Below are 25,217 nucleotides of genomic sequence, written 5' to 3'. Positions count from 1 at the left end.
CGCACCGGGGGCTAGTCCACCACCGCAGCGGCAGAGAAGGCGTTCACCTTGTCCCACAGCTCGATGTGCATGCTGAACGGGTTGGTCTGCGTGAGGTAGATGGTGATCTTCTCCTCTTTCGGGTCGACGCCGAACCTCGTGGAGAATATCCCTGCCCACTCGAACACCCCCACGCTCCCCGCGTCGACGTCGTGCCCCCGTTCAGTCTCGATGGCGAAGCCGAGCCCGAACTTCCACCCCTTGCCGTGGAGAAGGGTCTCGTCCAGATCGCCGATGTGGTTCGTGGCGGTCATCCACTCCACCGTCTTGCGACCGAGGACCCTCACACCGTCAAGCTCCCCCTTGTTGAGGAGCATCTGGCAGAAGCGGAAGTAGTCGGCAGCAGTCGACAGAACGCCTGCTCCTCCGGAGTTGTAGGTGCGGGGCCCGCTGTACGGAAAGCTGGCGGAAAAGTAGTAGTTCCCGTCCTGCTTCACCCCGTCGGAGAAGGGGGTCACCTTCCCGTCCCTGCTCTCCCAGAGGGCCGAAAGGCGCTCCCTCTTTTCCGGCGGAAGGAAAAAGGAGGTGTCGGTCATTTTCAGCGGCTTGAAGAGCCTCTCTTCCAGGAACTCCGGCAGCGTCATCCCCGACACCACCTCCACCACATAGCCGAGTACATCGTAGGAGAGGCTGTAGTCGTAGCTCTCGCCAGGGTGCGCCATGAGCGGGAGTCGCCCCAGAGTCTTCACCATCTCCCCCATCGTCCCCTCCGTCTCGCTGAGACCGTCAGAGATCCCCGCCTCGCTGTACAGTTCCGCGAGCCCCTTGTGCCGCGCATCCGGAAGCCAGTTCGCCAGAAAGCGGTAGGAGAGACCGGCTGTGTGGGTGAGCAGGTCGCGGATGGTGATCTCGCGCTTGGCCGGGACGAGACGATAGGGGAGCTTCGAACCCTTCGGGGGGGCCACCATGACCTTCGGGTTCTTGAACTCGGGGATGTACTTCGACACCGGGTCGGAGAGGAGGATGCGCCCCTCCTCGTTCAGCATCATGATGGCGGCGGCGGTAAGGGGCTTTGTCATGGAGGCGATCCGGAAGATGGTGTCCTTGCGCATAGCCCTGTCGCTGTCCGCCCGTCCGAAGTTGTTGAAGTAGGCGATCTTGCCGTGGCGGGCGATGAGGACGATACCGCCGGCGACCTTCCCCTCGTCCACGGCGCGCTTCAGCATGGCGTCGAGCTGGCCGAGCCTCTGCGGCGAGAGCCCCACCGCGTCCGGCGAAGCGGTCGGGAGAGGGTCCCCGGCGCGCGAGGACGCGGGGAAGCAGAGTCCGATAACGAGCAGCGGCGCGACAAGCAGCGACGTGGCACGGGAAAAAATCGTTCGACCAGTCATCACAGGTACTCCTCCCTATCCTTCCAGCCGCCGAAGCGAACGATTTTGATGCAGCATTCTGCAAAGCTGCCGCTTTTCAAACAGAAGCTCCCCCTGCCGTCGTGGCAGGACTTCCTTCCTTCGTGTATATCGGCGAAAGTGGTGAGAAAAAAAGGACTACAGCGGGGTGGTTCGATTATTTTCCCTTCATTTCGGGAAGCCCTTCGCCTCGGGAAGGATCAACAGCGCCGCCCGGGCATCCACAAGCCCTGCGAGAACCCGCGTCCCCCCTTTGCGAGGTCGGCGCGTGGGTACATTACCATGAAGCACTGCAGAAGGCCTCACGTTCCCCCCTTTGCGAAGGTTCATCCGGGAATTCTGGGGAAGGGTGGGTACATGGCCACGAAGCACTGCAGAAGGCCTAACGTTCCCCCCTTTGCGAAGGGGGGCAGGGGGGATTTGATCTTCAAGTCTCCTCCAGAACCGCAGCCCGTTTAACAGTACATCTCGGACATCGAACCGCAGTGCTGCGGATCAACGACATACGCCCCACCAGTTTTTTGCAAAGTGGAAATCAAAAAATCGCTTGAGATCACAGCAGTTGCGCACTTGCAGTAGGGTCCTGGCCAAGTCAAATCCCCCCTGTCCCCCCTTCGCAAAGGAGGGGACGCGAGGCCTCGTGCCGCCCTTCATTGGAACATACTACGGCTTTCCCGGAATTCGCGTAAGAACCTTTGCGAAGGGGGGGGATTTGAACCGCAGCGGTTCCACAATACCGGCAGGTTGTCAATTGAAGGACCATCAACGGCCGGGGAGTAAAGGTTTCGCACCATCCTTGCGCCCCCAAACAGGCGATTTTAAGTTGAATTTCATCCCCGACTGTACTAGATTCTTCTGGTCAAACACTGCCCACGCCTGAAAGTCCCGATGAAGCGCGGTTTTACTCGCACCAGGCTCCCCGGAAGAACGGGGCTGGCCCCGCGGTGCATGGGAGGAAGGAATGCGATCGACTTCGTATGTGCACTTTGACGACTACACCTGCGAGGTGAGAAGCCACTGCCACCTCGAAAACCTCGAACAGACGATGGGGCACAACCGCTCTGACGCCGGCAACTGCCACGATCCGGAAACGTCACCGCAGGAGCACTCGGCAGAGCATCCGACCCGCTTCGACCAGACCACCCCCCACAGGGAAAAGCCCTAGATGAGTCTCGGGGGGGCGAGCCGCCCCCCCTCCCCTCACGCTTTCCTTGCCTCCCGGCCGGAAAGCTCCTACTATAAGAAGTAGGAATCGAGATCGGAGCAGCCCGTGTCCCCTTTGAAAATCCTCCAGAAATACTTCGACGGCAACCTCATCGGGTTCGAGACGGTGAGCGAACACAGCCGCATCGTTGCCGACAAGGCGCTCTCCATAGCGCGCTCGCAGCGGCACCTCGCCCTCGACCTCCCCTTCATCGAGGAGGCAGCCCTCCTGCACGACATCGGCGTCTCCCGGATACATGCCCCCGACATGCACTGTTTCGGGAAGGCCCCTTACATATGCCACGGCATTCTCGGCAGGGAGATCCTGGAGCGCGAGGGGATGCCGCGCCACGCCCTGGTATGCGAGCGCCACATCGGGGTTGGACTCACTGCCCTGGAAATCGTCGCGCAGAAGCTCCCCCTGCCCCAGAGAGAGATGTCACCGATCTCCGACGAGGAACGCATCGTCACTCTCGCCGACCTCTTCTTCTCCAAGAAGCAGGGGGAGCTGGACAGGGAGAAGAGCGTGCACGAGGTGCGCAGGTCTCTGGCCCGTTTCGGCGAGGAGAAGGTTGCCATCTTCGACAGCTGGCTCGGCCACTTCGGCATCCTCCCGACCTGACTTTTTCCCTGCAGTTGTTAATTAACAAAATCCTCCCCCCCATCCCCCTTTACTTTTTCCGTAAGCAATTTATGGTATAGTTGGCCTGACTTTCGGCGCACTCGTCAACGCCACCCCGCGTCGCGGCGCCTCTGCCAACGCCCACCCCCTCTTGCGGCTATTGCTCATTGCAAAAGTCAGGTGCCGATCCTCCCTCACGGGGGGAAGGCGCGAGCGATCGATCAAAGCGGAAAGGACCTCTTCCCATGGCGAAGCCGCTGCACGTCCTCATTGTGGAAGACTCCGAGGACGACGCACTCCTTCTCGTCTTCGAGCTGAAGCGCGGCGACTACTCCCCCGTCGCCAAACGGGTGGAGAGCGCTGCCGCGATGGAGGCCGCCCTCCAGGACGAGAGGTGGGACGTGGTGATCTCCGACTATGTCCTCCCCGGTTTCAGCGGACTGGATGCCCTGAACCTCGTGCGCAGGAGCGGGCTCGACCTCCCCTTTATCATCGTCTCCGGGAAGATCGGTGAGGACACCGCGGTGAACGCCATGAAGGCGGGGGCGAACGACTACTTCATCAAGGGGAACATCTCCCGCATCGTCCCCGCCATTGAGCGGGAGATGCAGGAAGCGGAGGTGCGCCGCAAAAGACGCGAAGCGGAAGCGGCGCTGGTGCGCAGCGAGAGGCGCTACAAGAGGCTCGTCGACGCGGTCACCGACTACATCTACACGGTGAAGCTGAAGGATGGCCAGGTCGTGAAGACCTCCCACGGGCCGGGGTGCCTCCCAATCACCGGCTACAGCCACGACGACTACGTCAACAACCCCTTCCTGTGGTACCAGATGATCGTGGAGGAGGACCGTCCCGCTGTCATGCACCTCACCGAGGAGCTCCTGAAGGGGAAGGAAGTGCCGGGGCTGGAACACCGGCTCGTGCACAAGGACGGCTCGATCCGCTGGGTCATCAACACGATCGTTCCCCGGCACAACGATGCGGGGGAGCTCATCGCCTACGACGGGCTCATAAAGGACATAACGGAGAGAAAGCGCGCCGAGGAGAGTCTGAAGCTGCAAGGGGCGGCGCTGGAGGCTGCGGCGAACGCCATCGTCATCACGGACAGCGAAGGGCACGTCATCTGGGTGAACCCCGCCTTCATCAAGATGACCGGGTATCAGGACGAGGAGGCGATGAAGAAGCCGCTCAGCTTTCTGAAGTCGGACCTTCACGACCTGAAGTTCTACCGCGAGCTGTGGGCCACCATAAACTCCGGAAAGGTGTGGCACGGCGAGATGGTGAACCGGCGCAGCGACGGCTCCCTCTACCCGGAAGAGCAGACGATCACGCCGGTAACCGACGAGAAAGGGCGTATCCAGAACTTCATCTGCATAAAGCAGGACATAACGGAGCGCAAGGCCGCGGAGCGTGCACTCCTCGAGAACGCGAGCATGCTGAAGGAGATGGAGATAGCAAAGGAGATCCAGCTCTCTCTCCTCCCCTCCACCCCTCCACCCCTCCCCGGCATCGAGTGCGCCTGCCGCTGCGTCCCCGCCACCCATATAGGGGGGGACTACTACGACCTCTTTCTGCAGAACGAGGAGGTCGACATGGTGATCGCCGACGTATCCGGGCACAACGTCGGGGCGGCACTGATGATGGTGGAGACCCGCAGCGTCCTGCGCGCCCAGCACCAGACGCAGCAAAGGCCCGCTGAGATTGTCTCCTCGCTGAACGAAATCCTCTACGGCGATCTGAGCCGCGCCGAGCTCTTCATCAGCATGGCGTACCTGAGCTACAACATGGAAACGCACCTCTTGACCTACACCAACGCGGGGCACCCTCCCCCCCTCCTGTACCGCCCGGGGAGTCACACCTTCTACCCCCTCGACGCGGATGGGCTGATCCTCGGTGTGCACAGCGGGGTGCGCTTCGACGAGCTCTCCATGCACACCGAGAAAGGGGACATCCTCCTCCTGTACACCGACGGCGTCACCGAGTCGGAAGGTCCGGAGGGAGAGCTCTTCGGCCTGAAGCGCCTGCGCGATGTCCTCTCCGCCTGCCACACCCTCTCCTCGGAACAGATCATCAACTCCGTTCTGGATGCAGTGTACAGTTTCACCGGCACGAAGTCCTCCAACGACGACATCTCCATGATGTTGTTGAAGTTTGTATGACTGTGCTTGACGTCGCCCCTGTCGGCATGTAAACATGATGCATCCAAAAGGGGTGGCATAAATGGCAAAGAAGATTTACGTGGCCGCGACCGGTCAGAACTGCGGCAAGACCACAATCAGCATCTCCCTCATGCATCTCGCCCGGAAGAAATACAAGCGGGTGGGCTTCATCAAGCCGTTCGGCCCCAAAACTCTCATGCACAACGATTTCCTGGTGGACATGGACGCCCTCCTCATGGCGAAGGCATTCGGCATGGAAGAGGACCTGCCGATCATGTCACCGGTGGCGCTGCACAAGGACTTCACAAAGCTCTATCTGGCGGGGAAACTCGACGGGCTGTCGCTGGCAAACTGCGTGGTGCAGGCGGTGCGGGAGATGGAGGAGAAGTACGACTTCCTCATCATCGAGGGGGCGGGTCACGGCGGCGTGGGGGCGGTGATCGGGCTTTCAAACGCGAAGGTGGCAAAGCTCATCGACGCGCCGGTCATGATCGTTTCGGAAAGCGGCATCGGACGCGTCATAGACGCGGTGCACCTGAACCTCGCCCTGTACGAGCGTGAGGGGGCGGACGTGCGGGGAATCATCGTCAACAAGCTGATCAGCAAGAAGAAGGACGTCACCAAGAAGTTCCTGCAGATGGCCTTCGCCCCGATGGGGCTTGGCGTCATCGACGGCTTCAACTACTCCGCGGTTCTCGCCAACCCCACCCTCGCGCACATCTGCAAGCTCTTCGACCTGCCGCTGCAGGGGGACCACAACGAGCGCAGCCGCATCATCAACAACATCCACCTCGGAGCCGCCTCCTCCCAGACGGTCATCGACTCCCTGAAAGACTCCACCCTGATGATCCTGACAAGTTCCCGCGACGAGCTCATCGTCACGCTGTCGAGCTTGTACCACATCCCGGCCTACAAGCAGAAGATCGCGGGACTCGTCGTCTGCGGCCACACCCCCGTTTCGCGCATCAGCCAGCAGATCCTGAACGACAGCAACATCCCCTATATCCGTGTGGAGAGGGAAACCGCCTCGGTCTACTCCGCTCTCGCCGAGGATGTAGCGAAGATCACCTTCGAGGACGAGGAGAAACTCGCCTGGATCATGGCCAATGCCGAGAACAGCATGGACCTGGAGGCGATCGACGCGCTCCTGTAGCGCCCCTCCCCGGCGCCCGTTTCTGCTGCCGCGCCCCGCGTTCAGCGCGCATGGCGAGGGTCTAGATTTTCGACGCCGGGGGTTTTTCCTCCTGCTCCGACTGGCACTGCACGCAGTGTGTCGCGTACGGCATGACATTGAGGCGGGCGATCCCGATCGGCTCGCCGCACTCCTGGCATATCCCGTACGTCCCCTCTTCCAGCTTGCGCTCCGCCTCTTCGAGCTTCGTCAGCTCCTCCCGCCGCACATCCGCGACGCCGAGCCCCTCGTCGGTGAGCTCGGAGAGCATGCTCGCTTCCCCGTTGTCCTGGGGGATGTCGTACTGACTGCTCAGGTCCTCCGCCCTGTTGTGAAAGACTTCCTCCCTCAGTTCGGCCCAAAGCCTCCGTTTCCTTTCCAGCAGAAGGTTCTTGAGCTCCTCGGCATCCTGTTCCTGTGACATCGCTGAATCTCCTTGCAAAGGTGCCAGAGCCGGGACCTGCCTCCTCGGTTCTTGCCGCGCCGTTACCGCCCCGCCCTCAGGGGGCCGCGTTCTCCTCGCAGACGGGGCAATGCAGTTCGCCGCTCTCAGGTTCGATCTCCAGCTCGGATCCGCAAACAGCGCATACCCTTTCGGTCTCCTTGATCTTGCTCACGACCTCGGTGAGAGGGATCCTGCTGTTATAGCGACTTCTCCTCATAGTCAAACCTCCTTTCCGGCAGGGTAGCGAACCGTACTAGTATACCCGAAAGATTGGAATTGCTACCTCGCGACTCTTTTCCTGTGAATCCCCCTCCTCCCCTGCTCCAATCAGCTCCCGGACCAAATCCTGAAGCCTCCCGAATCGATGTGCACAAACCCTTCCCTCGGGTAGTAACCGACCCCGCCGCAGGCGAGAGAATAGGCATATTCCCTCAAGGTATCGGTCGCGATGCCGGGGATCATGATGTCGATGGCCCTTCCCTTCGTATGCAGGCTGCTTTTCGCCACCCCTCTGCTCTCGCGCCCCAGCAGGGCGTTCAACTCCGGCGAGCGGTAGCCGGAGACCACGTGGATGTCGTTCCCCCCGCCGAGGTTCTTGTCGATCAGGTTCAGGTATTCGATGACCTGGACGTCCATGGAGGCACTCTTCCCCGTGTAGCGGCAGCGCAGGATGTTGTTGATCGCTTCCATGGCGGCGGCGTCGTAGTTGCCGAAGAGGTCGCGATAGGTGACAGCGAGGCGCTCCCTGCTATGGATATTATAAAAAGAAAGCCTCCCTTCTGGAAGCGTTCCGTATCCAGCCGTCTCGGCGAGCGCCGGGAGCCCCCTCAGAAGAAACGCGGCACCAAAAAGCGCCCCCTTCAGAACCTTTCTTCTACTCCAGCTCAGGTTGAACAATAGACCCTCCTCTCTTGGCTGCACAAACGCCTGATCCCGAAAAATGAAAAAGCCGGGGCCGAATATCGCGTCGATATTTCGGCAACCCGGCTGTCTCGGTGAGACCCTGTAGGCTTTCCGTCACTTCCTCGCGGAAGTTTTAGTATTTTCGATTAACCATATCTCCGGCGGAATGCGGGGGAGGATAGCACGGCAGCGGGAATCACGGTGTGACCGCTGTCACGCTGGCGGAGGTTACCGGCCGCGCCGCCCCCCGTTTCTTAGGTAGATGTCCAGGTTCACCCCCGGAGGGAGGGGGTCACCGTCCATGGTGGGAGGAAGTGTCGGTGTCGCGGAGCTGCTCCCCGTGGCGTAGTGGACGACGCAGGCGCGCCCGTCGTCGTCGAGCCAGAGTGTCTCCCGGTCCTCTACCCCCGTCTCCTCGCCGGAGAGATATTCCCGCGTCCCCTTGCGCTGGCATTCGAGCGGGTCGTAGACCTCCTGCAGCGACTCGAGGCAGCGCTCCAGACGGCGGGCCCGCGCCAGGACATCCTTCGTCGCCTGCGCGAGTTCTTTCTTCCCGGCGAGCTCCCGGAACTCCATGGTGGCAGAGAACCCCTTCTCGATCCACCCCATCCCCCCCTGTTCCACCCCCCAGGCGGTCACCACGACACCGGATGCGGTCGTCTCCACCGAGAGCTGCGGACAGCAGGCAGGTGCCTTCCCGGACCAGGTGCGCGTGCGGCTGATATCGGCGAAGACCGCGGTGCTGCAGCGCGCAAGGGAGGAGATATCTGCGGCGCCCGCCACGGCAGGAACGAGGAAAAGGAGGAAAGAAAGTGCGCGTGCCATAACAGCCCTCCCCTACACTACTCGAACTCCACCACGCTCGGCCCGGGTGGAGGGGCGAACGACCCCTTCCGCTTGATCCCCCCACCCGAGAAGAGGAGATAGCCGTATTTGCCGTAGTGGGTGATCTTCTGCACGTACTTATCGGCAGCGCTCTCCGACAGCGGAAGGAAAAGCGCCGCGATCTTCCCCGGCGCGAGGCGGTTCTCGCGCACCAGGAAGAGGAGATCGTCCCCGCCGGAAAATTCCTCCCCCTGAACCGTGAAGGTCCCGCGCGAGACAGATACCTCCCGCGGCAGTGCCGGGAGGAGGCCTGCCGCGGGCTCGCCGCAGATGAGGAGGTCGTTCGCCGCGAGGATCTCGCGGCCGGCGTTTTCCTCGTACAGAACGATGGAGTCACCCTGGTCGAGTGAACGAAGGAGGAGCTTCAGCGTCTCCGGCTTCGCGCGACACCCTTTCGTCACAACCGTTACGACGCCGCGCGCCCCTTTCAGCCTGTTGACCGTCGGCGGCAGCTCTGCCTGGGAGAGGAGGCGGAAGACCTCCGCGCCCGGGTCGAGAAGGAGGCGGCTCGGCGGGGTCTTCGTGCTGAGGGTGAAGGGGTTGCCGGAGGCCGCTACCTGCACGACTGTCCCCGTCTCCTCCCTCTCGCCCTCCACCCGCACCGGCACCTCCAGCTCGAAAGTGGGGCGAGCCTGCTGCACCGTTCCGGCCACCTGCCACTGGCTACCGGAGCGGCTGCGCGTAGCGTTCGCAAGGGAGAGCTTCGGGCCGCCCGGGCGCTCCAGCCACTGCTTCATGAAGGGAGCGAGGTCCTTCCCTCCCGCGCGGGAAAAGGCGGCGATGAAGTCGTCCCAGCTTGCAGTTCCATACATCCTCTTCTGGCGCACCTCGCGAAGCGCCTGGAAGAAGGGGTCGTCCCCGATCTTTCGCCTCACCATGTGAAAGAGCATGGCGCCTTTTCCGTAGCCAATGGCACGGGATGCGGAGTCGACCCTTCCGATAAAACGCCGCAGGGGGAACTCCTTTTCCGGAGTGACGAGGGAGGCGTAGTCGGAGAGAATCTGCAGCCGGTACTCGCGCGCCTCCTGGGGAGACTCCTTCTCCTTCAGGAGGTAATCGGCGAGGTAGGTCACCAGCCCTTCCGACCAGTTGCCGGTCTCGAGGTCCGCCTCGATGCCGTTACCCCACCAGGAGTGGGCGATCTCGTGGGGAAAGCTGGTATTGATGATGAAGGGGAGCCTGATAACGGTACTTCCCAGGAGCGTGTAGGAGGGAAGGCCGTAGCCGGTGGGGAAGAAGTTTTCCACCACGGCGAACTTCTCGAAGGGATAGGTGCCAAAGAGCGCGCTGTAAAAGGTGATGTAGCGCGTCGCCGCGTCCAGGTACCGGTCGGAGAGCGAAGCGTTGTCGGGGTAGAAGTAGGTGTACAGATCGATCTCGCCGAGCTTTCTGTGCGCGATCCGGTACGGACCTGCGGAGAGGGAAAGCTCTCCCACCGGATGCGCCTCAGCCCATTCAGAGCGGGACACTCCCCCTTTCGTCTCATGGGAGATCCTGCGCCCGGAAGTGAGCGCCTCCGTTCCGGCCGGGGCCTCCACCCGCACGGAACGCGCCAGAGGCACAGCGGGAGGGGTCGGGTACCAGTGCGACCCGGCGCCGAGGAAGGTGCCGCGAGAGGTGATGGCTCCGCTCACGCCGTAGGTCGGCTCCTCACTGCTCGACGGATGTTCCGCTACCTGGTCGTTGAATTCTGCACGGAAAGCTATCGTAAGAGCTGCGGGACCTTCCGTTCCACCGAGGTCGACGGAAAGAATGCCGCCGTGGAAGGTGAAGGGAACCTTTTTCGAGTGAACTGACACGCGCTGGACAGTCGCTGACGGCGCGAGGAAGAGTTCCACTTTACCAGGAGAAGCAAGGGTGACGGTCGTCTCTCCCGCCACGAGGTGCTTCTCCGGCTGCAGGGAGATTGAGAGCTCTTGCCGCAGTACCGGAGATGCGCCCCCTGGGGCTGCGAGAAGAATGGATGGAAAGGAGAAAAGGATGCAAAAGAGGAAAATGCTGACTGCATAACTTCTTCCTTCACTCACGGACATTGGTGAAAAGCGCACTACAGCACCTCCGGCAATCACTGCAACAAAGAACATGGAGGCATTATAAGAGAGAGTCGGAGACGGTCAAGTGATTACGCGGCAGTTATGAGAATAACGGTTTCCACTGTGACTTTGTCAGGAACTTTGAGAGGAAAATGGTGAGGGGGGGACTACCACTCCTTGTTCCAGGTGAGGATGATGCCGCTCCCGGACCTGCCGTCCCGCACGAAGCCTGAATCCCACGAGTACGCGAGATGAAGGGACGAGTCCCAGAAGAAGCCGGTGTCGAAATTGGCGGAGAGGGCAAACCCTTCCCTTTTGCTGAATACCACTTCATTCCCGTCCGTGAGCCGGGCAAGATCCCCTCCGATATAGGAGGCGCGCAGCCCGAGGTAGCTGAAAAAGGTAAGCTGACGGCGAAATTCAGCAGAGGCGAGGAGGTAGTTCGCGACGATCAGCTCGTTGAACATCGTTCCTTCATAATCGGGACGGTACAGGTCGTCAGTCTCTGTCGGAAAGGGGCCGCCGCTGATGCGGAAGGCGTTGAAGCGGTCGATGCTGCTTGTCTTGGCGGTGCCGCCGTGGATGCTAAGGAGGAGCCGGTTTTTTTCCGAGAGCCCCGGGATGTCGGCAGCCGCCATGGCATATCCGGAAAACTGGAGGTAGTCGCGGGTGTGCGCCTCGCTAAAGACGGTGCTCCCCAGGGTATGGAAGTCGGACCAGCGGTCGCGGTGCATGAACTGGAGATCGAATCCGGCGGCCGTGCCGCGGTGCGGCAGCTCGAGGATGTTGCGGATCATGCCGTCGTAGCGCAGGCGCAACTTCGTGCCGTAGAGCATGGTGTCGGGGGGGACCACCGCATCGGGAGCGGTATCGCTGCTCTTCTTCGCGTAGAAATAGCCGACATTGGCCAGGAGCTGCACCCGGATGTCGTTGTCGATCTCGTAGGGGGGAATCGGAAAACGGAGGCCGGGGCCGATCGACCCGATGAGCGTCCCCCAGTACAGGGAGGATCCGTTGATTTCGCGGTTGTTAAGAACCTCTTTCCGGTCGAATGGCCGGGTGTCGTTCTCGAAGCGCAGCACCAGTTCCAGCGGCCCCTTTCCCCGGTCGTACTCCAGGTCGTTCACAAAGCCGCTGACGAGATCGCGCGTGCGGGAGTTGGCCCAGAAGCGCCTGAAAAAGAGGCTGAAAATAGGGGTGCCGTCCTGGTTGCCCACTTTCGGCATGGCGTACGCCCCGCCGAGAGTGATGGCGGACACATGACTGCGGTCCCTCGGCGGGATCTCCACCTCTCTACCCATGAAGAGAGTGCGGTACTCCCTCCCGGCGAGTGGAGTCTTGTTCGGTGCCATTGCCAGGAAGGGGTCGTGGGTTTCGGGTGAGGCTTTTGGTTCCTCGGCACGAGCGAGATCTTCAGAGGTCAGCAGAGGCAGGGTAAGAAAGAGAGGCAGGGAAATAAGCAGGATCTTTCCTATGGATAAGAGCAGGTTCAGCATCTCCCCCCCCGTTTTGATAGCAAAATTTGAGCCCTCTCATGCTTTGCGGCAACCAAAGTCTAATGCCGTCACTCGGAAATTCAACTCCCTTTCCATCTGCATATGCTGGAGTCCGGTGAGGCCTGTATCCTTCAAGGAACCTGTTCCTTTAGCAGGGCACGAGCTCAGGCGTCCCCTCCCTTTCAAGGGGAGGGACAGGGTGGGGATGGGTAGAGTTGGCCGCGCCGACCCCATCCCCCTCCTGTCCTCCCCCTTGAAAGGGGAGGAACGCGCTGCCGGCGGCTTGCTCTCACTCATCTCCTCCACGCCAGTGGCGCCGCGCTGGAGCACAGGCTTCCCAGCCTGTAGCCGCGGCGCCAGCGGCGCGGTCTGTGGCGGCCGCGCCGCCATCGCAGGCAAGATGCCTACGCTCCAGCGCGGGGCAAACTGATCTCCTGCAATGACCTTCCCCTCTATTCCAGAGTGAACCATTAGATCCCGCTGCGTCTCGCAAAATCCTGCATATCCCCCTTGACACCCTATGGTTACCATCTGGTAAGGTTACCATACGATAAACAATTGGAGGCGGTATGGAGCAGCTCACCTCCCGGCAGCAGCAGGTGCTGGACATCATCACGGAATACTTCAACGAATACGGCTACCCCCCGAGTCTGCGCGACATCGGCAAGAAGCTCTCGGTGAGCGGGACACTGGGGGTCATGAAGCACCTGGAAGCTCTGGAGAAGAAAGGGTACATCCGCCGCCACGAGGGGAGTTCCCGCGGGATCTCTCTCGTTCAACAGGCCCAGGGGACAGCGCTCCCGATCGTGGGCACGGTACGCGCCGGAGCGCTGCACCCCGCCTTTGAGGATATACAGGGATACTTCGCAGTCGACCAGTCGCAGCTGCGGGGCGGAGGCTCCTTCTTTCTGCGGGTAAAGGGGGACTCCATGATCCACGCCCACATAAAGGAAGGGGACCTGGCCCTGGTGCGCCCGCAGCCGACCGCTGCGAACCGCGACATCGTGGTGGCTATGGTGGAGGGGGAGGCGACGCTGAAGCGCTTTTACCGCGAAGGGCGCCAGATCCGCCTCCAGCCTGAAAATCCGAACTACTCGGCCATCATCGTGAAGGAAGGGGAAGGGGAAGTCTCCATTGTGGGAAAGGTAGTCGGCATCTACCGGCAGATGGAGTGAGCCGATGGAGAGGCACGGGGAGATGATACGGGTCGCAGCGATCTTCGCACCCGGCAGCACCATAAGGCCGGTGTGGTTCGAGTGGCGCAAGAAGAAACATGCAGTGACGGAGCTTTCCTACTTCTGGAAGGACAGGGAGGGGGATGCCACGAGGTTGCATTTCGCGGTAAGCGACGGCGCGAACCTCTTCGAGCTGATCTACAACTCGTCCGACCACAACTGGACCCTGGAGGGGGTGGTGGACGAGTAGGCCGGCGGGTGCGCGGCTGGCCGCGGCCGTTTCGGCTGCTCTATCGCCGCCCGCCGCGCCTCGTGCGGCAGCACAAAACCTTTGTTTTTTCATCCCCTCTGCGCTACTCTGCCCTCTCTCGTTTTATCATTCAGAGACGGAAGAAGCCATGAGCCTGGAGCACACCCGCACCATCATGCACATCGACATGAACGCATTCTTTGCGTCGGTCGAGCAACAGAGCAACCCCAATCTGCGCGGCAAGCCGATCGCCGTCATCGGTGCGGCGAAGCGCACCGTCATCACCACCTGTTCCTACGAGGCCCGCGCCTTTGGGGTAAAGACCGGGATGAACACTTGGGAGGCGCGCCAGAAGTGCCCGGAGCTCATCCTGGTGGTGGGAAACAACCGTAAATACACCTACACCTCGACGCAGATCGTGGCGATCATGCGGGAGTACACACCGATGGTGGAGGTCTTCTCCATCGACGAGGCATTCCTCGATGTCACCGGATCGCTCGCCCTCTTCGGCTCCGCAGAGGAGATAGCCCGCGCCATCAAATCCCGCATCCGGGAGCGGTTCGGCCTTACCTGCTCCGTGGGGATCGCCCCCAACAAGCTCCTCGCGAAACTTGCCTCCGACATGCAGAAGCCGGACGGGCTCACCGTCATCGCCCCCGATCAGGTCAGGAAGGTTCTCGAACGGATGCCGATCAAGGAGCTGTGCGGCATCGGGTCGAAAATGCAGCAGCACCTCGCCAAGTTCGGGATCCGCACCTGCGGCGAACTTGCCAGGTTCCCTGTGGATATCCTCAGGAAGAGCTTCGGTGTGACCGGCGAAAGGCTGCACTACATGGCGCTCGGCGTAGACGACTCGCCTGTCGTGCCGAGCGAGGAGGCGGAAGAGGTAAAAAGCGTCGGGCACAGCACGACGCTCGACCACGACCTGACCGAGCGGGACGACATCGTGCGCTACCTCCTGCAGCTCGCCGAGATGGTCGGACGCCGCGCGAGGAAGTACCAGGTCGCAGGAAAGACCGTCACCCTCACCGTCCGCTATGCCGACTTCACCACCTTCGGAAAGCAGACCACCCTCCCCTCCCATACGAACAACAGCGACGAGATCTACCGCGCCTCCGTGAAGCTTCTGGACACCATCGTCCTCACGCAGCCGGTGCGCCTCCTCGGGGTGAAGATCAGCAATCTGCGCTACCACAACCAGCAGCTCGCCCTCTTTCCCGAGGAGCAGAAGAAGGCGGCCCTGGCAAGCGCCATGGATGACGTAAACAACCGCTTCGGCGAGTTTTCCGTTACCTTTGGGACGCTGCTCGGGAGTGATGGCGGGTCGAAGGTCATCTCTCCAGCCTGGCGGCCGGAGGGGGTGCGTAACGTCGATGTGGACTAGAAGCCGGGAATGCCGGCGGGCACCTGATCCCAGTAGGTGACAGAACCGTTGTGCCACTTCACGATCTGAACGTTCCCGTCGTGGGAGATCACCAGCACGATCGCCTCGTGCAACTCCTGGCAGAGACGGTACGCGGCACGGTGGCGGGTGCCCACCCCTTCACTGGAGACAGGCTCCACAACGGACCCCTCTATATCAAGAGCGTGATTTACCGTCGCCACCTTGTCGATGTCCCCCGAAATGACCCCGCCGAAACCGAGAAGCTCCTGTCGCTTCGTTATAACCACCGCCCCGTCCACCGCAGCAAGCACCCCCATGAAGTGGGCCACATCGAATATCGCCTCATCGAGCAGGGCTATAGCCTCGTCGTTGCTGGTCACATACTCCTGCCACCCCACCATCTTTCCAGCCTCGTACGGGCCATGCACCTCTGCCATGGTGTTCATGATCTGCAGCGTCAGTCTGCGGAAGCGCTCGCGCGACTCGAGTTCCAGGAACTGGTACTTGATGGTCATGTAGCGGTTGTCGCCAAGAATCTCCTGGGTCATTTCCGGCGGGAGATAGACCAGCATGCCGCCGTGATGAGAGTTGCGCACCACGCTGACGATGCGTCGCATGACCTGTTGCCCCACGTTCTTCCCGAATTCCGGATCGAGCGTGGCCCACCGCGTCTCGGAGCGTGCGCGGGCGGCGAGATGCATCTCCCACATCTCCGCTCGCACCGTGGCGAGGCTGTCGGCGATCCAGCGTGAGTTGAAGACATCGAGAGTGGGGCAATTGATCTGTCCACCGATGAGAGAAGCGACGATCTCCGAGCCGACGCAGACAGTGATGTGGCCAGGGCCGGTTACATAAACCACGAGGGCGAGGGGAAGGGGTGCGAACGTCTTGCGGCCGCCGTACACCGACTGCATCCAGCGCGCGCCAGAATGCACGAGACCCCAGATGTGGGCGCCGTCGCCGGAGACGGTGGTCACACCGATGAGGGTCCGGTGGAAATCGGCAGCGGGGGCGAGGCGATGGAGCTCATACTCGTTGAAAGGGCGGAGCTTCGAGAAGATGAGGCGATGCAGCCCCGTTGGGGGCCCCTCCTCCACCGGGAAGAGCTCCGCGTCGCGCAGGATGAGGCGAAACATGATAGGGCGCTCTTCCTCCCGCAGAAGGCTCGCCTGGTAGCAGATGGAAATGACCTGTTCCAGGACCACGGGATCGGGGAGCTGCAGAGAAGTATCACCCCCTGCGCAGCAGAGTCTCTCGATGAAACTGGGACTGCGCCATTGCTGATAGATGAACTCGACGAGATCGTGCGGGTAGGCATGCCCTTCCGTTCCTTTGCATACCGAAGTGTACATCCTCACCTCCCTGCCATTGACCGCTCCCGTTTTCGCCTTAGGAATCAGTATATTCCTCTGGCGGAGACATTGGCAACAGAGGGAGCAAAGAGTGCAGCGGGAGGAGGGAGCGGCTCCCTGCTCCCCATGGTTACGCGGCTGGCGCCGCGGCACAGGCTGGAAAGCCTATGCTCCAGCGCGACGATCACCGTCACATGTAGGCCGGGATAAGCCGCAGGCGTTCCCGGCATTGCTGTAAAGCTGGTACGAGATCCCCCTTCCCGCACCATGGGGCGCCCCACGCTGGAGCACAGGCATCTTGCCTGCGTTGGCGGCGGAGCCGCCACAGGTTACGCGGCTGGCGCCGCGGCACAGGCTGGGAAGCCTATGCTCCAGCGCGGCGATCACCGTCACATGTAGGCCGGGATAAGCCGCAGGCGTTCCCGGCATCGCAGTGAAGCTGGTACGAGATCGGCCTCCCCGCACCACGGGGCACCCCACGCTGGAGCGCAGGCATCTTGCCTGCGTTGGCGGCGAAGCCGCCACCGCGGCTCACGCCCCCGCGGAATGGGGTAAGAATCTTCGGCAGGATATACTCGGGTAACTACCTCTGGGGAAACGGTGGGGCTTCCAACGAGAGAGCCTGCAAGAAACCGGCGCGCGGATGCGCGCCAGCGGTCATCGCTAGCCTACAGGTTCCACACCCTTACTCCCGCATCGAGCATCGCCTTGCTGTCGTACATCCCCTTGACGTCAATCAGCACGGGGTTTTTCCCCATTAGCTTCACCACCTGGTCAAGGGTCCACTTGCGGTACTGCGCGTGAGCAACAGCTGCCACAACTGCGACGGCAGGCTTCAGCTCTTCTGGGCTGAGCAGCTTCACCCCATACTCCCTCGCAGCCTCTTCACGGTCCGCCAGCGGATCGCTAACCTGCACCTCGGCCCCATAATCCTGCAACTCGTGGATGATGTCGAACACCTTCGAGTTCCTCAGATCCGGGCAGTCCTCCTTGAAGGTCAGCCCCAGCACGGTGATGCAATTTCCCCGAACGCTGTGCCCGGCACGTATCATCTCCTTTACGGCGCGGTGTGCTATGAAGCGCCCCATCCCGTCGTTGATCCTCCTGCCGGCCAGAATTACCTGCGGGATGTACCCCGTTTTCTCCGCCTTGTGCGTGAGATAGTACGGATCGACGCCGATGCAGTGCCCCCCTACCAGTCCGGGCTTGAACTTCAGGAAGTTCCACTTGCTCCCTGCGGCGGCGAGCACCGCGGTCGTATCGATCCCCAGCCTGTCAAAGATGAGGGCGAGCTCGTTCATCAACGCGATATTCAGGTCGCGCTGCGTGTTCTCGATGACCTTCGCAGCCTCCGCCACCTTGATGGAGGGAGCGCGGTGCACGGCGCAGACAACCGAGGAGTATACCGATGCGACGATCTCCAGCGTCTCCTCGTCCTGCCCCGACACCACCTTCGTAATCCTGGTGAAGGTATGCTCCTTGTCGCCGGGGTTGATCCGCTCCGGGCTGTACCCGATGGTGAAATCCCTCCCGCTGGCAAGCCCCGAGACCTTCTCCAGTATCGGGAGGCAGACCTCCTCCGTCACCCCCGGATAGACCGTCGATTCGTACACCACGATGTCGCCACGCTTCAGCGCCTTCCCGACCGTCTCCGTCGCCTTCATCAACAGCCTCAGGTCCGGCTGCTTCGCCTTGTCCACAGGCGTCGGAACTGCGACGATGTGAAAATCCGCCCTCTTCAGATCTTCCACACTGTCGGTGAAGAGGATGTCCGCGGAGCCAAGATCCTCGCTCGTCACCTCACCGGTCCGGTCTATTCCATCTCGCAGTTCCGCGATCCTTCTCGGATTGATGTCGAACCCGACCGTGCGCCGCACCTTTCCGAAGGCAATGGCTACGGGAAGGCCGACGTATCCGAGCCCCACCACCGATATCTTCCTTTCAGAACCCATAATTTCACTCCTCTCCAGCCAGATTGCATGGCACTGGTTTTGTCTGCCCGGACAGCGCCGGGGCTAACTAAAACATTAGCATGCAGTAATTTTTTAACCATGCAGGGGGTGATACCAGTGCGCGTCAGGGGGTGCCCCCTCTGCATGAACCGACAGATGATGCAGGCGCGCCATCAGGGTAAAGGGGGACCGTGGACAACAGGGGAAACCTCAAGAAAAAGAGGATCTTCAGGAGCCCCCGAGCTTTACACTCTGCCGTGATTTTGCTACTATGTGGCCGCTTTTTCCCCCTTCAAAAGGTTATGTAATGTCTGAATTGACTCCCATGATGCGCCAGTACCTTGAGATCAAGGCCAACTACCCCGATACCATCCTTTTCTTCAGGCTCGGCGACTTCTATGAAATGTTCCTCGATGACGCGCTGAAAGCGTCCCGCATCCTCGGCATCACCCTCACCTCCCGCAACAAGAACTCCGACGGAGCCGAAGTCCCCCTCTGCGGCATTCCCTACCACTCCTGCACCCCTTACATCGCGAAGCTGATTGAGGCTGGCGAAAAGGTGGCGATCTGCGAGCAGACGGAAGACCCGAAGGCTGCCAAGGGGATCGTGAAGCGCGAGGTGGTAAAGGTCATCACCCCTGGTCTCGTGGTTGACGACGCATCGCTCTCGCCGAAGGAGAACAATTTCCTCCTCGCCCTCTTTTGCGACGACGCGCGCTACGGCCTGGCCTTTCTCGACCTTTCCACAGGCGACTTCCGGGTCACCGAGCTAGAGGACCTGCAAGGGGCGCTCGCAGAGGCGGCATGCATTGCCCCGCGCGAAGTGATCCTTCCCGCTGCGTTTCGCGAGCCGAAGATGGCGCGGGAGGTCGCGACCCTGACCGTGGAGCGGGCCATCACCTACTTCGACGAGTGGGTGTACGACCTCGACTACTGCCAGCGGCTTATCGGGAACCAGTTCAACGGCGCGACCGCGGCGACGCTCGGGTGCGAGGGGCTCACATGCGCCCTTCCCGCCGCCGGAGCGATCCTGCACTACCTCCTGGAGACGCAGAAAGGGAACGCGCCGCACGTCACCGGAATCAGCCGCTACCAGCAAAACGAGCATCTTCTCCTCGACGAGTCGACGAGACGAAACCTGGAGCTCACCGCCACCATCTCCGAGGGGAAGCGGCGGGGCTCGCTCCTTGGCCTCATGGACCGCACCATCACCGCGATGGGAGGCAGAAAGCTCAAGCAGTGGATCAACTATCCCCTCATGGATCTCGGGCGCGTCGTGAAGCGCCAGGATGCGGTGCAGGAACTTATGGAGGCGCCGGGTGCGCGCAGGGAGCTGCGCGAGCTCCTGGACGGCGTCTATGACCTGGAAAGACTGAACGGCCGCATCAGCCTGGCGTCCGCCTCCGCAAAGGACCTCGCCGCGCTGAAGGATTCCCTCCTGCGCGTCCCCCCCATCAAGGAGAAGCTCGCCGAACTCTCCTCCCCTCTCCTTCAGGAGGTGAACTCGGGGACCGATCCGCTGGAGGAGATCTCTGCACTCATCGGCGCGGCGATCGTGGAGAATCCCCCCTTCGTCCTCAGGGACGGCGGCATCATCGCCGACGGCTTCAACGCGGAGCTCGACGAACTGCGTGCCATCAGCCGCGAAGGGAAAGGGTTCATCGCGCGCCTGGAGGCGCAGGAGAAGGCGCGCACCGGGATCGGATCCCTGAAGATCCGCTACAACAAGGTCTTCGGGTACTACATCGAGGTGACGAAGACAAACCTCGCTTCCATTCCCGAGGATTACATCCGGAGGCAGACGCTCGCCAACGCGGAGCGCTTCGTCACCACCGAGCTCAAGGAATACGAAGAGAAGGTGCTCGGCGCCGAGGAACGGATCAGGGAGCTGGAATTCTCCCTCTTCCAGGAGGTGCGTGAGGCGGCAGCGGCGCAGGGGGAGCGGATCGCCCGCACCGCGGACCGGCTGGCCACCCTCGATGTGCTCGCCAGCCTCGCCGAGCTCGCCCACGACCGCGGCTACTGCCGCCCGCTCATGCACGAGGGGCACGAACTGGTCATCACTGACGGCCGCCACGCGGTCATCGAGGAGATGCACCAGCAGGAGCGCTTCGTCCCGAACGACACGGTGCTCGACAACGGCGAGAACCAGCTCCTCATCATCACCGGCCCGAACATGGCCGGCAAGTCGACCTTCATGCGCCAGGTCGCCCTCATCGCCCTGATGGCGCAGATGGGGAGCTTCGTGCCCGCCGCCGAGGCGCGCATGCCCCTCATCGACCGCATCTTCACCCGCGTAGGCGCTTCCGACAATCTGGCGCGCGGCCACTCCACCTTCATGGTGGAGATGATGGAGAGCGCGAACATCCTGCGCGGCGCCACGAGCCGCAGCCTGGTGATCCTGGACGAGATCGGGCGCGGCACTTCCACCTTCGACGGCGTTTCCATCGCCTGGGCGGTCGCCGAGTTCCTGCACGACAACAAGAAGCATGCGGCGAAGACGCTCTTTGCGACCCACTACCACGAGCTCACCGAGCTCGCAGTGACCCGAAGCGGCATCAAGAACTTCAACATCGCGGTCCGGGAGTGGAACGACCGCATCATCTTCCTGCGCAAGATCGTGCCGGGGGGCGCCTCCCACTCCTACGGCATCCAGGTCGCCCGTCTCGCCGGTCTTCCGTCAGAGGTGATCGAACGGGCGAAGGAGATCCTGCAGAACCTGGAGAAGGGGGAATTCGCCGAAGAAGGGGTGCCGCGCATCGCTGCAGGGCGGAAGAAGTCGAGCCCCCCCTCCCCCCAGCTCTCCCTCTTCGGGAGCGGCGAGGATCTGCTGAGAGAACGGCTCAAGGGGGTGGAGGTGACGACCCTCACACCTCTGGAGGCGCTGAACCTCGTCGATGAACTGAAAAGGATGATGCAGCCATGACTCACGGGATAAATCGATGAACCGTCGAGACTTTCTGAAATACGCGGCGCTCTCCGCGCCGTACCAGCAGCTCCTGCTGCGCCAGTTCCTGACCCGCGAGGCGCCCCTTCTCCTCGCCCCCTTCTTCCCGGCTCTCGCCCTCGCGCAGGGGGGCACCTCCGTTACGGAGCTCAAGCACTGGTCCACCCCCGACTACACCCGGCTCTCCATCGCGGTGAGCGAGGAGGCACGCTTCGAGTACCACAAGCTCCCGGGGCGCCTTTATCTGGACATTTTCGGAGCGCGGATCGCTCCCGGCGTGAAGGACTTGAGCGTCGGGGACGGGTTGCTGAAGAGCGTGCGGATCGCGCAGTACAACGCCTCCACCGTGAGGGTCGTCCTCGATCTCGACAGCATCAAGGAGAGCAAGGTCTTCACCTTCTCCGATCCCTTCCGCATCATCGTGGACATAAAGGGGGAGCGCCGGCAGGAGATATCGGCGACGAAAGAAGTCATCGAGACGGCGAAGCCCGAGCCGGTGGCGGAGAAGGCGAAAAAGCCGAAGGAGCGCTTCAAGGCAGGGAGGATCAGGAGGATCGTGGTAGACCCGGGGCACGGCGGGCACGATCCGGGCGCCGTGAGCCCGACGGGGACGAGGGAAAAGGACATCGTGCTGCAGGTCGGCCTGAAGCTCGCCGAGAAGATCCGGGAGGAGCTGGGGATCGACACGGTCATGACCCGCTCCACCGATGTCTTCATCGAGCTGCAGGAGAGAACCGCCATCGCAAACCGCGTCGGGGCGGATCTCTTCGTCTCGGTCCACGCCAACGCCTCCTTGAACAGGAATGCCAACGGCATAGAGACGTACTATCTGAATCTCGCGAAGACAGAGAAGGCAGCGCAGCTGGCCGCGAAGGAAAACGGGACGAGTCTCGAGAAGGTGAGCATGCTGCAGGCGGTACTTTTCGACCTGATGGCGAACTACAAGCTAAACGATTCTGCGCACCTGGCGGACGAGGTGCAGAAGTCGCTGCACAAGAAGGCGCTGACGGCGTACCCGGGGGTGAAGAACCTCGGGGTGAAGCAGGGGCCTTTCTACGTACTGGTGGGGGCGACGATGCCGAGTATCCTGGTGGAGACGGCGTTCGTCTCCAACGAGAGGGACGAGCAGAAGCTGAAGGAGCCGGAGTACCAGGACGTGACGGCAGAAGGGATCATGCTCGGACTGAAGGGGTATATCTCGTCGTTGAACAAGGCGTAGGGCGCCGCCGGACTGGTCGGACTGGTCGGACTGGTCGGACTGGTCGGACTGGTCGGACTGGTCGGACTGGTCGGACTGGTCGGACTGGTCGGACTGGTCGGACTGGTCGGACTGGTCGGACTGGTCGGACTGGTCGGACTGGTCGGACTGGTCGGACTGGTCGGACTGGTTGGACTGGTTGGAGAAACGGAAAGAGGCGGATCCTTACGGACCCGCCTCTTTTGCGTTTGCAGCTTCTGCTCTTTACGGCTTGATCGTCGCCACCGCGCGCTCGATCCTCTTCTTCGTCTCCTCGACCCCGAGGACGTGGATCATCTCGTAGATCCCCGGAGACGCCGTCACCCCCGAAAGAGCTATGCGCACTGCCGGTCCGATCTGGCCGAGCTTGATCCCCTTCTCCTCGCAGATCTCCTTGAAGAGCTGCTCGATCGCTTCCACCGTCAACGCAGGGAGCGCCTCCAGCTTTGCCACCAGGGCACCGAGAAGCTCGGGCGCCTCGGCAGTGAAATGCTTCGCAGCCCCTTTCGCGTCGTAGTCGAAGTCGCTGTTGTAGTAGAAGATCGCGCCGTCGGCGAGCTCCAGCATGGTGCGCGCCCTCTCCTGCAGCGTCTTCACGACCTCCACGAGGCTCGGCCCGGTGGCGGGGTCGACCTGGCGCTGCTTCAGGAACGGGGTCACCAGCTGCGCCAGGCGCTCCGGGTCACCGGTCTTTATGTAGTGCGCATTGAGCCACAGGAGCTTATCCGGGTTGAAGACGCCGGCGGATCTGCCGACGTTCTCGATGGAGAATTTCTCCACCAGATCGGACAGCGTAAAGATCTCCTCGTCGCCGTAGCTCCACCCGAGGCGCACCAGGTAGTTCACCATCGCCTCCGGCAGGTACCCCATGTCGCGGTACGCCATGACGCTCGTCGCCCCATGCCGCTTGGAGAGCCTCGTCTTGTCCGCGCCGAGAATCATCGGCACGTGTGCAAAGTGCGGCACCGGGAATTCCAGCGCCTCGTAAAGGAGGATCTGGCGCGGCGTGTTGTTCACGTGGTCGTCACCGCGGATCACGGTGGTGATCCCCATGACCGCGTCGTCGATGACCACCACGAAGTTGTAGGTCGGGGTCCCGTCGCTGCGCTGGATGATCAGGTCGTCGAGCTCCTTGTTTTCAAACGAGATGGTTCCCTTGATGAGGTCCACCCAGGCGGAGGTCCCGTCGTGCGGCGTCCTGAAGCGCACCACGTACGGCTTCCCCGGCTGGTCCGGCAGGTCGCGGCACGTCCCGTCGTACTTCGGCTTCCCTCCTGCCTTGAGCGCCGCCTCCCTCTTCGCCTCGAGTTCCTCGGCGGAGCAGTAGCACTTGTACGCCTTGCCGCTGGCCAGAAGCTTCTCCACATACTCGCGGTAGATGGGGAAGTTGTCGGACTGGTAGAACGGCCCCTCGTCCCAGTCGAGCCCGAGCCAGGTCATCCCTTCCAGAATGGCGTCCACCGACTCCTGCGTGGAGCGCGCCACGTCGGTGTCCTCGATCCTCAGGATGAACTTGCCATGCTGCTTTCTGGCCAGGAGCCAGTTAAAGAGGGCGGTGCGCGCACCCCCGACGTGGAGGTACCCGGTGGGGCTCGGTGCGAAACGCAATCGTACTTCGGACATGAGAGTGACTCCTTCGGTTCAGTAAAAATATCAACAAGTACAGGTGGCAAAGGCGCTGAAGCGCGTCAACCTAGCGGTTATTCGTCCGAATCGTCATCTTCGCTCTGCGGCGCTTTCTCCCCGGGGACGCGATACCCCTCGGAGGCCCAGGTGCCGAGATCGATCATCTTGCACCGTTCGGAACAAAAGGGGCGCCAGGGGTTGTTGGTCAGCGTCGTCGACTTGCGACACTGGGGACACCGGATGATGGTCGGTGTGGTCATTTTATCCTCTCCGTAAATAATCCCCCAGCAACGCGTTGCTGGAGGATTGATTATCGGTTCAAAGGTCTGGTAACAGCGTCTACTCGGGAAGAACGATCGCGCCCTTCCCGACTTTCGCGGAAATCCCCTCCGCATCCTCCTTCGAAAGACGTTTCCCGATCCGCAGCCGGTACCATACCCCGTTTTCCTGCGAGCGGGATTCGGCCACATAGGCGGCGAGCCCCTTTTCCGCAAGCTTCGCCTGGGCCGCATCGGCCTCCGCCTTGTCGCGGTAGGAGGCCACCTGCACCACGAAACGCCCCTCGGCGGGAGCTGTCTTCGCGGCACTTTCCGCATCCGCTGCAGGTGCAGGCGCGGCGGACTGGGCCGGGGGAGCCTCCGGCTTTTTCAGGTTGGTATTGATCCCGCTGCCGATCGCCCCTTTGCTCCCTGCCGGGAGGGTATTGTAGAAAGTCAGGGACGGCTCCGCCGCCGGTGCCTTCGCCTGTGCAGCGGCGGCATCTTCCTTCTTCGGTGCGGCCTGCGCCACCACGGGAGGTGCTGCAACCTGCGGAGTGCGGTACAGGATCCGCCCCGTCAGAAGCCCGGCGCCAAAGGAGAGCGCCAGCGCCGCCACGCCTGCGACCAGGAAGACCCCGTACGACTGCCTCCTCGGCCGGTTCTTCTGTACTGGCTTCCTGTCGATCTTCTGGGTGGTTCGCTTGTCGTGGTAGTCAAGCACCATGATGTTGC

21 protein-coding genes and 1 riboswitch are annotated in these 25,217 nt (G+C 61.9%); of the genes, 9 read left to right on the top strand and 12 right to left on the bottom strand.

Annotation, left to right across the window (positions count from 1 at the left end):
• Nucleotides 1–11: 11 nt before the first annotated feature.
• Nucleotides 12–1,370 carry a serine hydrolase domain-containing protein gene (locus tag LPW11_RS18595; protein ID WP_230995367.1) on the bottom strand — a complete coding sequence of 453 codons (1,359 nt, stop codon included), beginning with the start codon at nucleotides 1,368–1,370 and terminating at the stop codon, nucleotides 12–14.
• Between the two features lie 979 nt (nucleotides 1,371–2,349).
• Here LPW11_RS18595 and LPW11_RS18590 point away from each other — a divergent pair.
• The 4 genes from LPW11_RS18590 to LPW11_RS18575 all read left to right on the top strand — a co-directional run bounded on the left by LPW11_RS18590 (nucleotide 2,350) and on the right by LPW11_RS18575 (nucleotide 6,522).
• Nucleotides 2,350–2,553 carry a hypothetical protein gene (locus LPW11_RS18590; RefSeq protein ID WP_230995366.1) on the top strand — a complete coding sequence of 68 codons (204 nt, stop codon included), beginning with the start codon at nucleotides 2,350–2,352 and terminating at the stop codon, nucleotides 2,551–2,553.
• Nucleotides 2,554–2,658: 105 nt separating this feature from the next.
• Nucleotides 2,659–3,213, top strand: coding sequence for an HD domain-containing protein (locus LPW11_RS18585; RefSeq protein WP_230995365.1), 555 nt, complete (start codon nucleotides 2,659–2,661; stop codon nucleotides 3,211–3,213).
• A 245-nt stretch (nucleotides 3,214–3,458) separates the two neighbouring features.
• Nucleotides 3,459–5,369, top strand: coding sequence for a SpoIIE family protein phosphatase (locus tag LPW11_RS18580; RefSeq protein WP_230995364.1), 1,911 nt, complete (start codon nucleotides 3,459–3,461; stop codon nucleotides 5,367–5,369).
• 61 nt (nucleotides 5,370–5,430) lie between these two features.
• Nucleotides 5,431–6,522 carry an AAA family ATPase gene (locus tag LPW11_RS18575; protein WP_230995363.1) on the top strand — a complete coding sequence of 364 codons (1,092 nt, stop codon included), beginning with the start codon at nucleotides 5,431–5,433 and terminating at the stop codon, nucleotides 6,520–6,522.
• Nucleotides 6,523–6,583: 61 nt separating this feature from the next.
• On the opposite strand, the gene LPW11_RS18570 is transcribed toward LPW11_RS18575, so the two are convergent.
• The 6 genes from LPW11_RS18570 to LPW11_RS18545 all read right to left on the bottom strand — a co-directional run bounded on the left by LPW11_RS18570 (nucleotide 6,584) and on the right by LPW11_RS18545 (nucleotide 12,302).
• Complete coding sequence (locus LPW11_RS18570) at nucleotides 6,584–6,964, bottom strand: TraR/DksA family transcriptional regulator (RefSeq protein WP_230995362.1); 381 nt, start codon at nucleotides 6,962–6,964, stop codon at nucleotides 6,584–6,586.
• A 76-nt stretch (nucleotides 6,965–7,040) separates the two neighbouring features.
• Nucleotides 7,041–7,202, bottom strand: a complete 162-nt coding sequence (locus LPW11_RS18565) for a hypothetical protein (RefSeq protein ID WP_230995361.1) — start codon at nucleotides 7,200–7,202, stop codon at nucleotides 7,041–7,043.
• Between the two features lie 110 nt (nucleotides 7,203–7,312).
• Nucleotides 7,313–7,882 (bottom strand): YcbK family protein, encoded by a 570-nt coding sequence (locus LPW11_RS18560; RefSeq protein WP_230995360.1) that lies wholly within the window; start codon nucleotides 7,880–7,882, stop codon nucleotides 7,313–7,315.
• 77 nt (nucleotides 7,883–7,959) lie between these two features.
• Nucleotides 7,960–8,036: riboswitch (cyclic di-GMP riboswitch) on the bottom strand.
• Between the two features lie 80 nt (nucleotides 8,037–8,116).
• A complete protein-coding gene (locus LPW11_RS18555; RefSeq protein ID WP_230995359.1) occupies nucleotides 8,117–8,713 on the bottom strand; it encodes a hypothetical protein in 597 nt (198 codons plus the stop codon).
• Between the two features lie 17 nt (nucleotides 8,714–8,730).
• A complete protein-coding gene (locus LPW11_RS18550; protein ID WP_230995358.1) occupies nucleotides 8,731–10,653 on the bottom strand; it encodes a M1 family metallopeptidase in 1,923 nt (640 codons plus the stop codon).
• Between the two features lie 320 nt (nucleotides 10,654–10,973).
• Nucleotides 10,974–12,302 (bottom strand): porin, encoded by a 1,329-nt coding sequence (locus LPW11_RS18545; protein WP_230995357.1) that lies wholly within the window; start codon nucleotides 12,300–12,302, stop codon nucleotides 10,974–10,976.
• 569 nt (nucleotides 12,303–12,871) lie between these two features.
• Here LPW11_RS18545 and lexA point away from each other — a divergent pair.
• The 3 genes from lexA to dinB all read left to right on the top strand — a co-directional run bounded on the left by lexA (nucleotide 12,872) and on the right by dinB (nucleotide 15,111).
• The gene (lexA, locus tag LPW11_RS18540) at nucleotides 12,872–13,477 is read left to right on the top strand and encodes a transcriptional repressor LexA (RefSeq protein WP_230995356.1); all 606 of its coding nucleotides are present in this window, start codon (nucleotides 12,872–12,874) and stop codon (nucleotides 13,475–13,477) included.
• Nucleotides 13,478–13,481: 4 nt separating this feature from the next.
• Entirely contained in the window at nucleotides 13,482–13,727 is a 246-nt protein-coding gene (locus LPW11_RS18535) for a hypothetical protein (protein ID WP_230995355.1), read from the top strand.
• 148 nt (nucleotides 13,728–13,875) lie between these two features.
• Entirely contained in the window at nucleotides 13,876–15,111 is a 1,236-nt protein-coding gene (dinB, locus tag LPW11_RS18530; RefSeq protein ID WP_230995354.1) for a DNA polymerase IV, read from the top strand.
• On the opposite strand, the gene LPW11_RS18525 is transcribed toward dinB, so the two are convergent.
• Together LPW11_RS18525 and LPW11_RS18520 are read right to left on the bottom strand one after the other, a co-directional pair.
• Complete coding sequence (locus tag LPW11_RS18525; protein ID WP_230995353.1) at nucleotides 15,108–16,463, bottom strand: putative sensor domain DACNV-containing protein; 1,356 nt, start codon at nucleotides 16,461–16,463, stop codon at nucleotides 15,108–15,110. The genes dinB and LPW11_RS18525 overlap by 4 nt on opposite strands.
• Before the next feature lie 668 nt (nucleotides 16,464–17,131).
• On the bottom strand, nucleotides 17,132–18,415 hold the full coding sequence (locus LPW11_RS18520; RefSeq protein WP_230995352.1) for a nucleotide sugar dehydrogenase: 1,284 nt from the start codon (nucleotides 18,413–18,415) through the stop codon (nucleotides 17,132–17,134).
• Nucleotides 18,416–18,722: 307 nt separating this feature from the next.
• Here LPW11_RS18520 and mutS point away from each other — a divergent pair, with 307 nt between their 5' ends.
• Both mutS and LPW11_RS18510 read left to right on the top strand, forming a co-directional pair.
• Entirely contained in the window at nucleotides 18,723–21,341 is a 2,619-nt protein-coding gene (gene mutS, locus LPW11_RS18515; protein ID WP_230995351.1) for a DNA mismatch repair protein MutS, read from the top strand.
• A gap of 16 nt (nucleotides 21,342–21,357) precedes the next feature.
• On the top strand, nucleotides 21,358–22,581 hold the full coding sequence (locus LPW11_RS18510; RefSeq protein ID WP_230995350.1) for an N-acetylmuramoyl-L-alanine amidase: 1,224 nt from the start codon (nucleotides 21,358–21,360) through the stop codon (nucleotides 22,579–22,581).
• Nucleotides 22,582–22,824: 243 nt separating this feature from the next.
• Here the strand turns inward: LPW11_RS18510 and gltX are convergent, their stop codons facing one another.
• From gltX to LPW11_RS18495, 3 genes are all read right to left on the bottom strand, one after another.
• Nucleotides 22,825–24,222, bottom strand: a complete 1,398-nt coding sequence (gltX, locus tag LPW11_RS18505) for a glutamate--tRNA ligase (protein WP_230995349.1) — start codon at nucleotides 24,220–24,222, stop codon at nucleotides 22,825–22,827.
• A gap of 77 nt (nucleotides 24,223–24,299) precedes the next feature.
• Nucleotides 24,300–24,485, bottom strand: a complete 186-nt coding sequence (locus LPW11_RS18500; RefSeq protein ID WP_230995348.1) for a DNA gyrase inhibitor YacG — start codon at nucleotides 24,483–24,485, stop codon at nucleotides 24,300–24,302.
• Between the two features lie 79 nt (nucleotides 24,486–24,564).
• Complete coding sequence (locus LPW11_RS18495) at nucleotides 24,565–25,209, bottom strand: SPOR domain-containing protein (protein ID WP_230995347.1); 645 nt, start codon at nucleotides 25,207–25,209, stop codon at nucleotides 24,565–24,567.
• Between the last annotated feature and the right edge of the window lie 8 nt (nucleotides 25,210–25,217).

It is taken from the genome of Geomonas sp. RF6 (genome assembly GCF_021044625.1).
GTDB lineage: Bacteria > Desulfobacterota > Desulfuromonadia > Geobacterales > Geobacteraceae > RF6.
Note: the sequence above shows the minus strand (reverse complement) of the source record. Positions and strands in the feature narration are given on the sequence as shown.

What these genes read in the sequence shown, in the direction of transcription:
- LPW11_RS18595 (WP_230995367.1), bottom strand. Translation starts at nt 1,370, where the DNA reads ATGACTGGTCGAACGATTTTTTCCCGTGCCACGTCGCTGCTTGTCGCG.
- LPW11_RS18590 (WP_230995366.1), top strand. Translation starts at nt 2,350, where the DNA reads ATGCGATCGACTTCGTATGTGCACTTTGACGACTACACCTGCGAGGTG.
- LPW11_RS18580 (WP_230995364.1), top strand. Translation starts at nt 3,459, where the DNA reads ATGGCGAAGCCGCTGCACGTCCTCATTGTGGAAGACTCCGAGGACGAC.
- LPW11_RS18575 (WP_230995363.1), top strand. Translation starts at nt 5,431, where the DNA reads ATGGCAAAGAAGATTTACGTGGCCGCGACCGGTCAGAACTGCGGCAAG.
- LPW11_RS18570 (WP_230995362.1), bottom strand. Translation starts at nt 6,964, where the DNA reads ATGTCACAGGAACAGGATGCCGAGGAGCTCAAGAACCTTCTGCTGGAA.
- LPW11_RS18565 (WP_230995361.1), bottom strand. Translation starts at nt 7,202, where the DNA reads ATGAGGAGAAGTCGCTATAACAGCAGGATCCCTCTCACCGAGGTCGTG.
- LPW11_RS18555 (WP_230995359.1), bottom strand. Translation starts at nt 8,713, where the DNA reads ATGGCACGCGCACTTTCTTTCCTCCTTTTCCTCGTTCCTGCCGTGGCG.
- LPW11_RS18545 (WP_230995357.1), bottom strand. Translation starts at nt 12,302, where the DNA reads ATGCTGAACCTGCTCTTATCCATAGGAAAGATCCTGCTTATTTCCCTG.
- lexA (WP_230995356.1), top strand. Translation starts at nt 12,872, where the DNA reads ATGGAGCAGCTCACCTCCCGGCAGCAGCAGGTGCTGGACATCATCACG.
- LPW11_RS18535 (WP_230995355.1), top strand. Translation starts at nt 13,482, where the DNA reads ATGGAGAGGCACGGGGAGATGATACGGGTCGCAGCGATCTTCGCACCC.
- dinB (WP_230995354.1), top strand. Translation starts at nt 13,876, where the DNA reads ATGAGCCTGGAGCACACCCGCACCATCATGCACATCGACATGAACGCA.
- LPW11_RS18525 (WP_230995353.1), bottom strand. Translation starts at nt 16,463, where the DNA reads ATGTACACTTCGGTATGCAAAGGAACGGAAGGGCATGCCTACCCGCAC.
- LPW11_RS18520 (WP_230995352.1), bottom strand. Translation starts at nt 18,415, where the DNA reads ATGGGTTCTGAAAGGAAGATATCGGTGGTGGGGCTCGGATACGTCGGC.
- mutS (WP_230995351.1), top strand. Translation starts at nt 18,723, where the DNA reads ATGTCTGAATTGACTCCCATGATGCGCCAGTACCTTGAGATCAAGGCC.
- LPW11_RS18510 (WP_230995350.1), top strand. Translation starts at nt 21,358, where the DNA reads ATGAACCGTCGAGACTTTCTGAAATACGCGGCGCTCTCCGCGCCGTAC.
- gltX (WP_230995349.1), bottom strand. Translation starts at nt 24,222, where the DNA reads ATGTCCGAAGTACGATTGCGTTTCGCACCGAGCCCCACCGGGTACCTC.
- LPW11_RS18500 (WP_230995348.1), bottom strand. Translation starts at nt 24,485, where the DNA reads ATGACCACACCGACCATCATCCGGTGTCCCCAGTGTCGCAAGTCGACG.
- LPW11_RS18495 (WP_230995347.1), bottom strand. Translation starts at nt 25,209, where the DNA reads ATGGTGCTTGACTACCACGACAAGCGAACCACCCAGAAGATCGACAGG.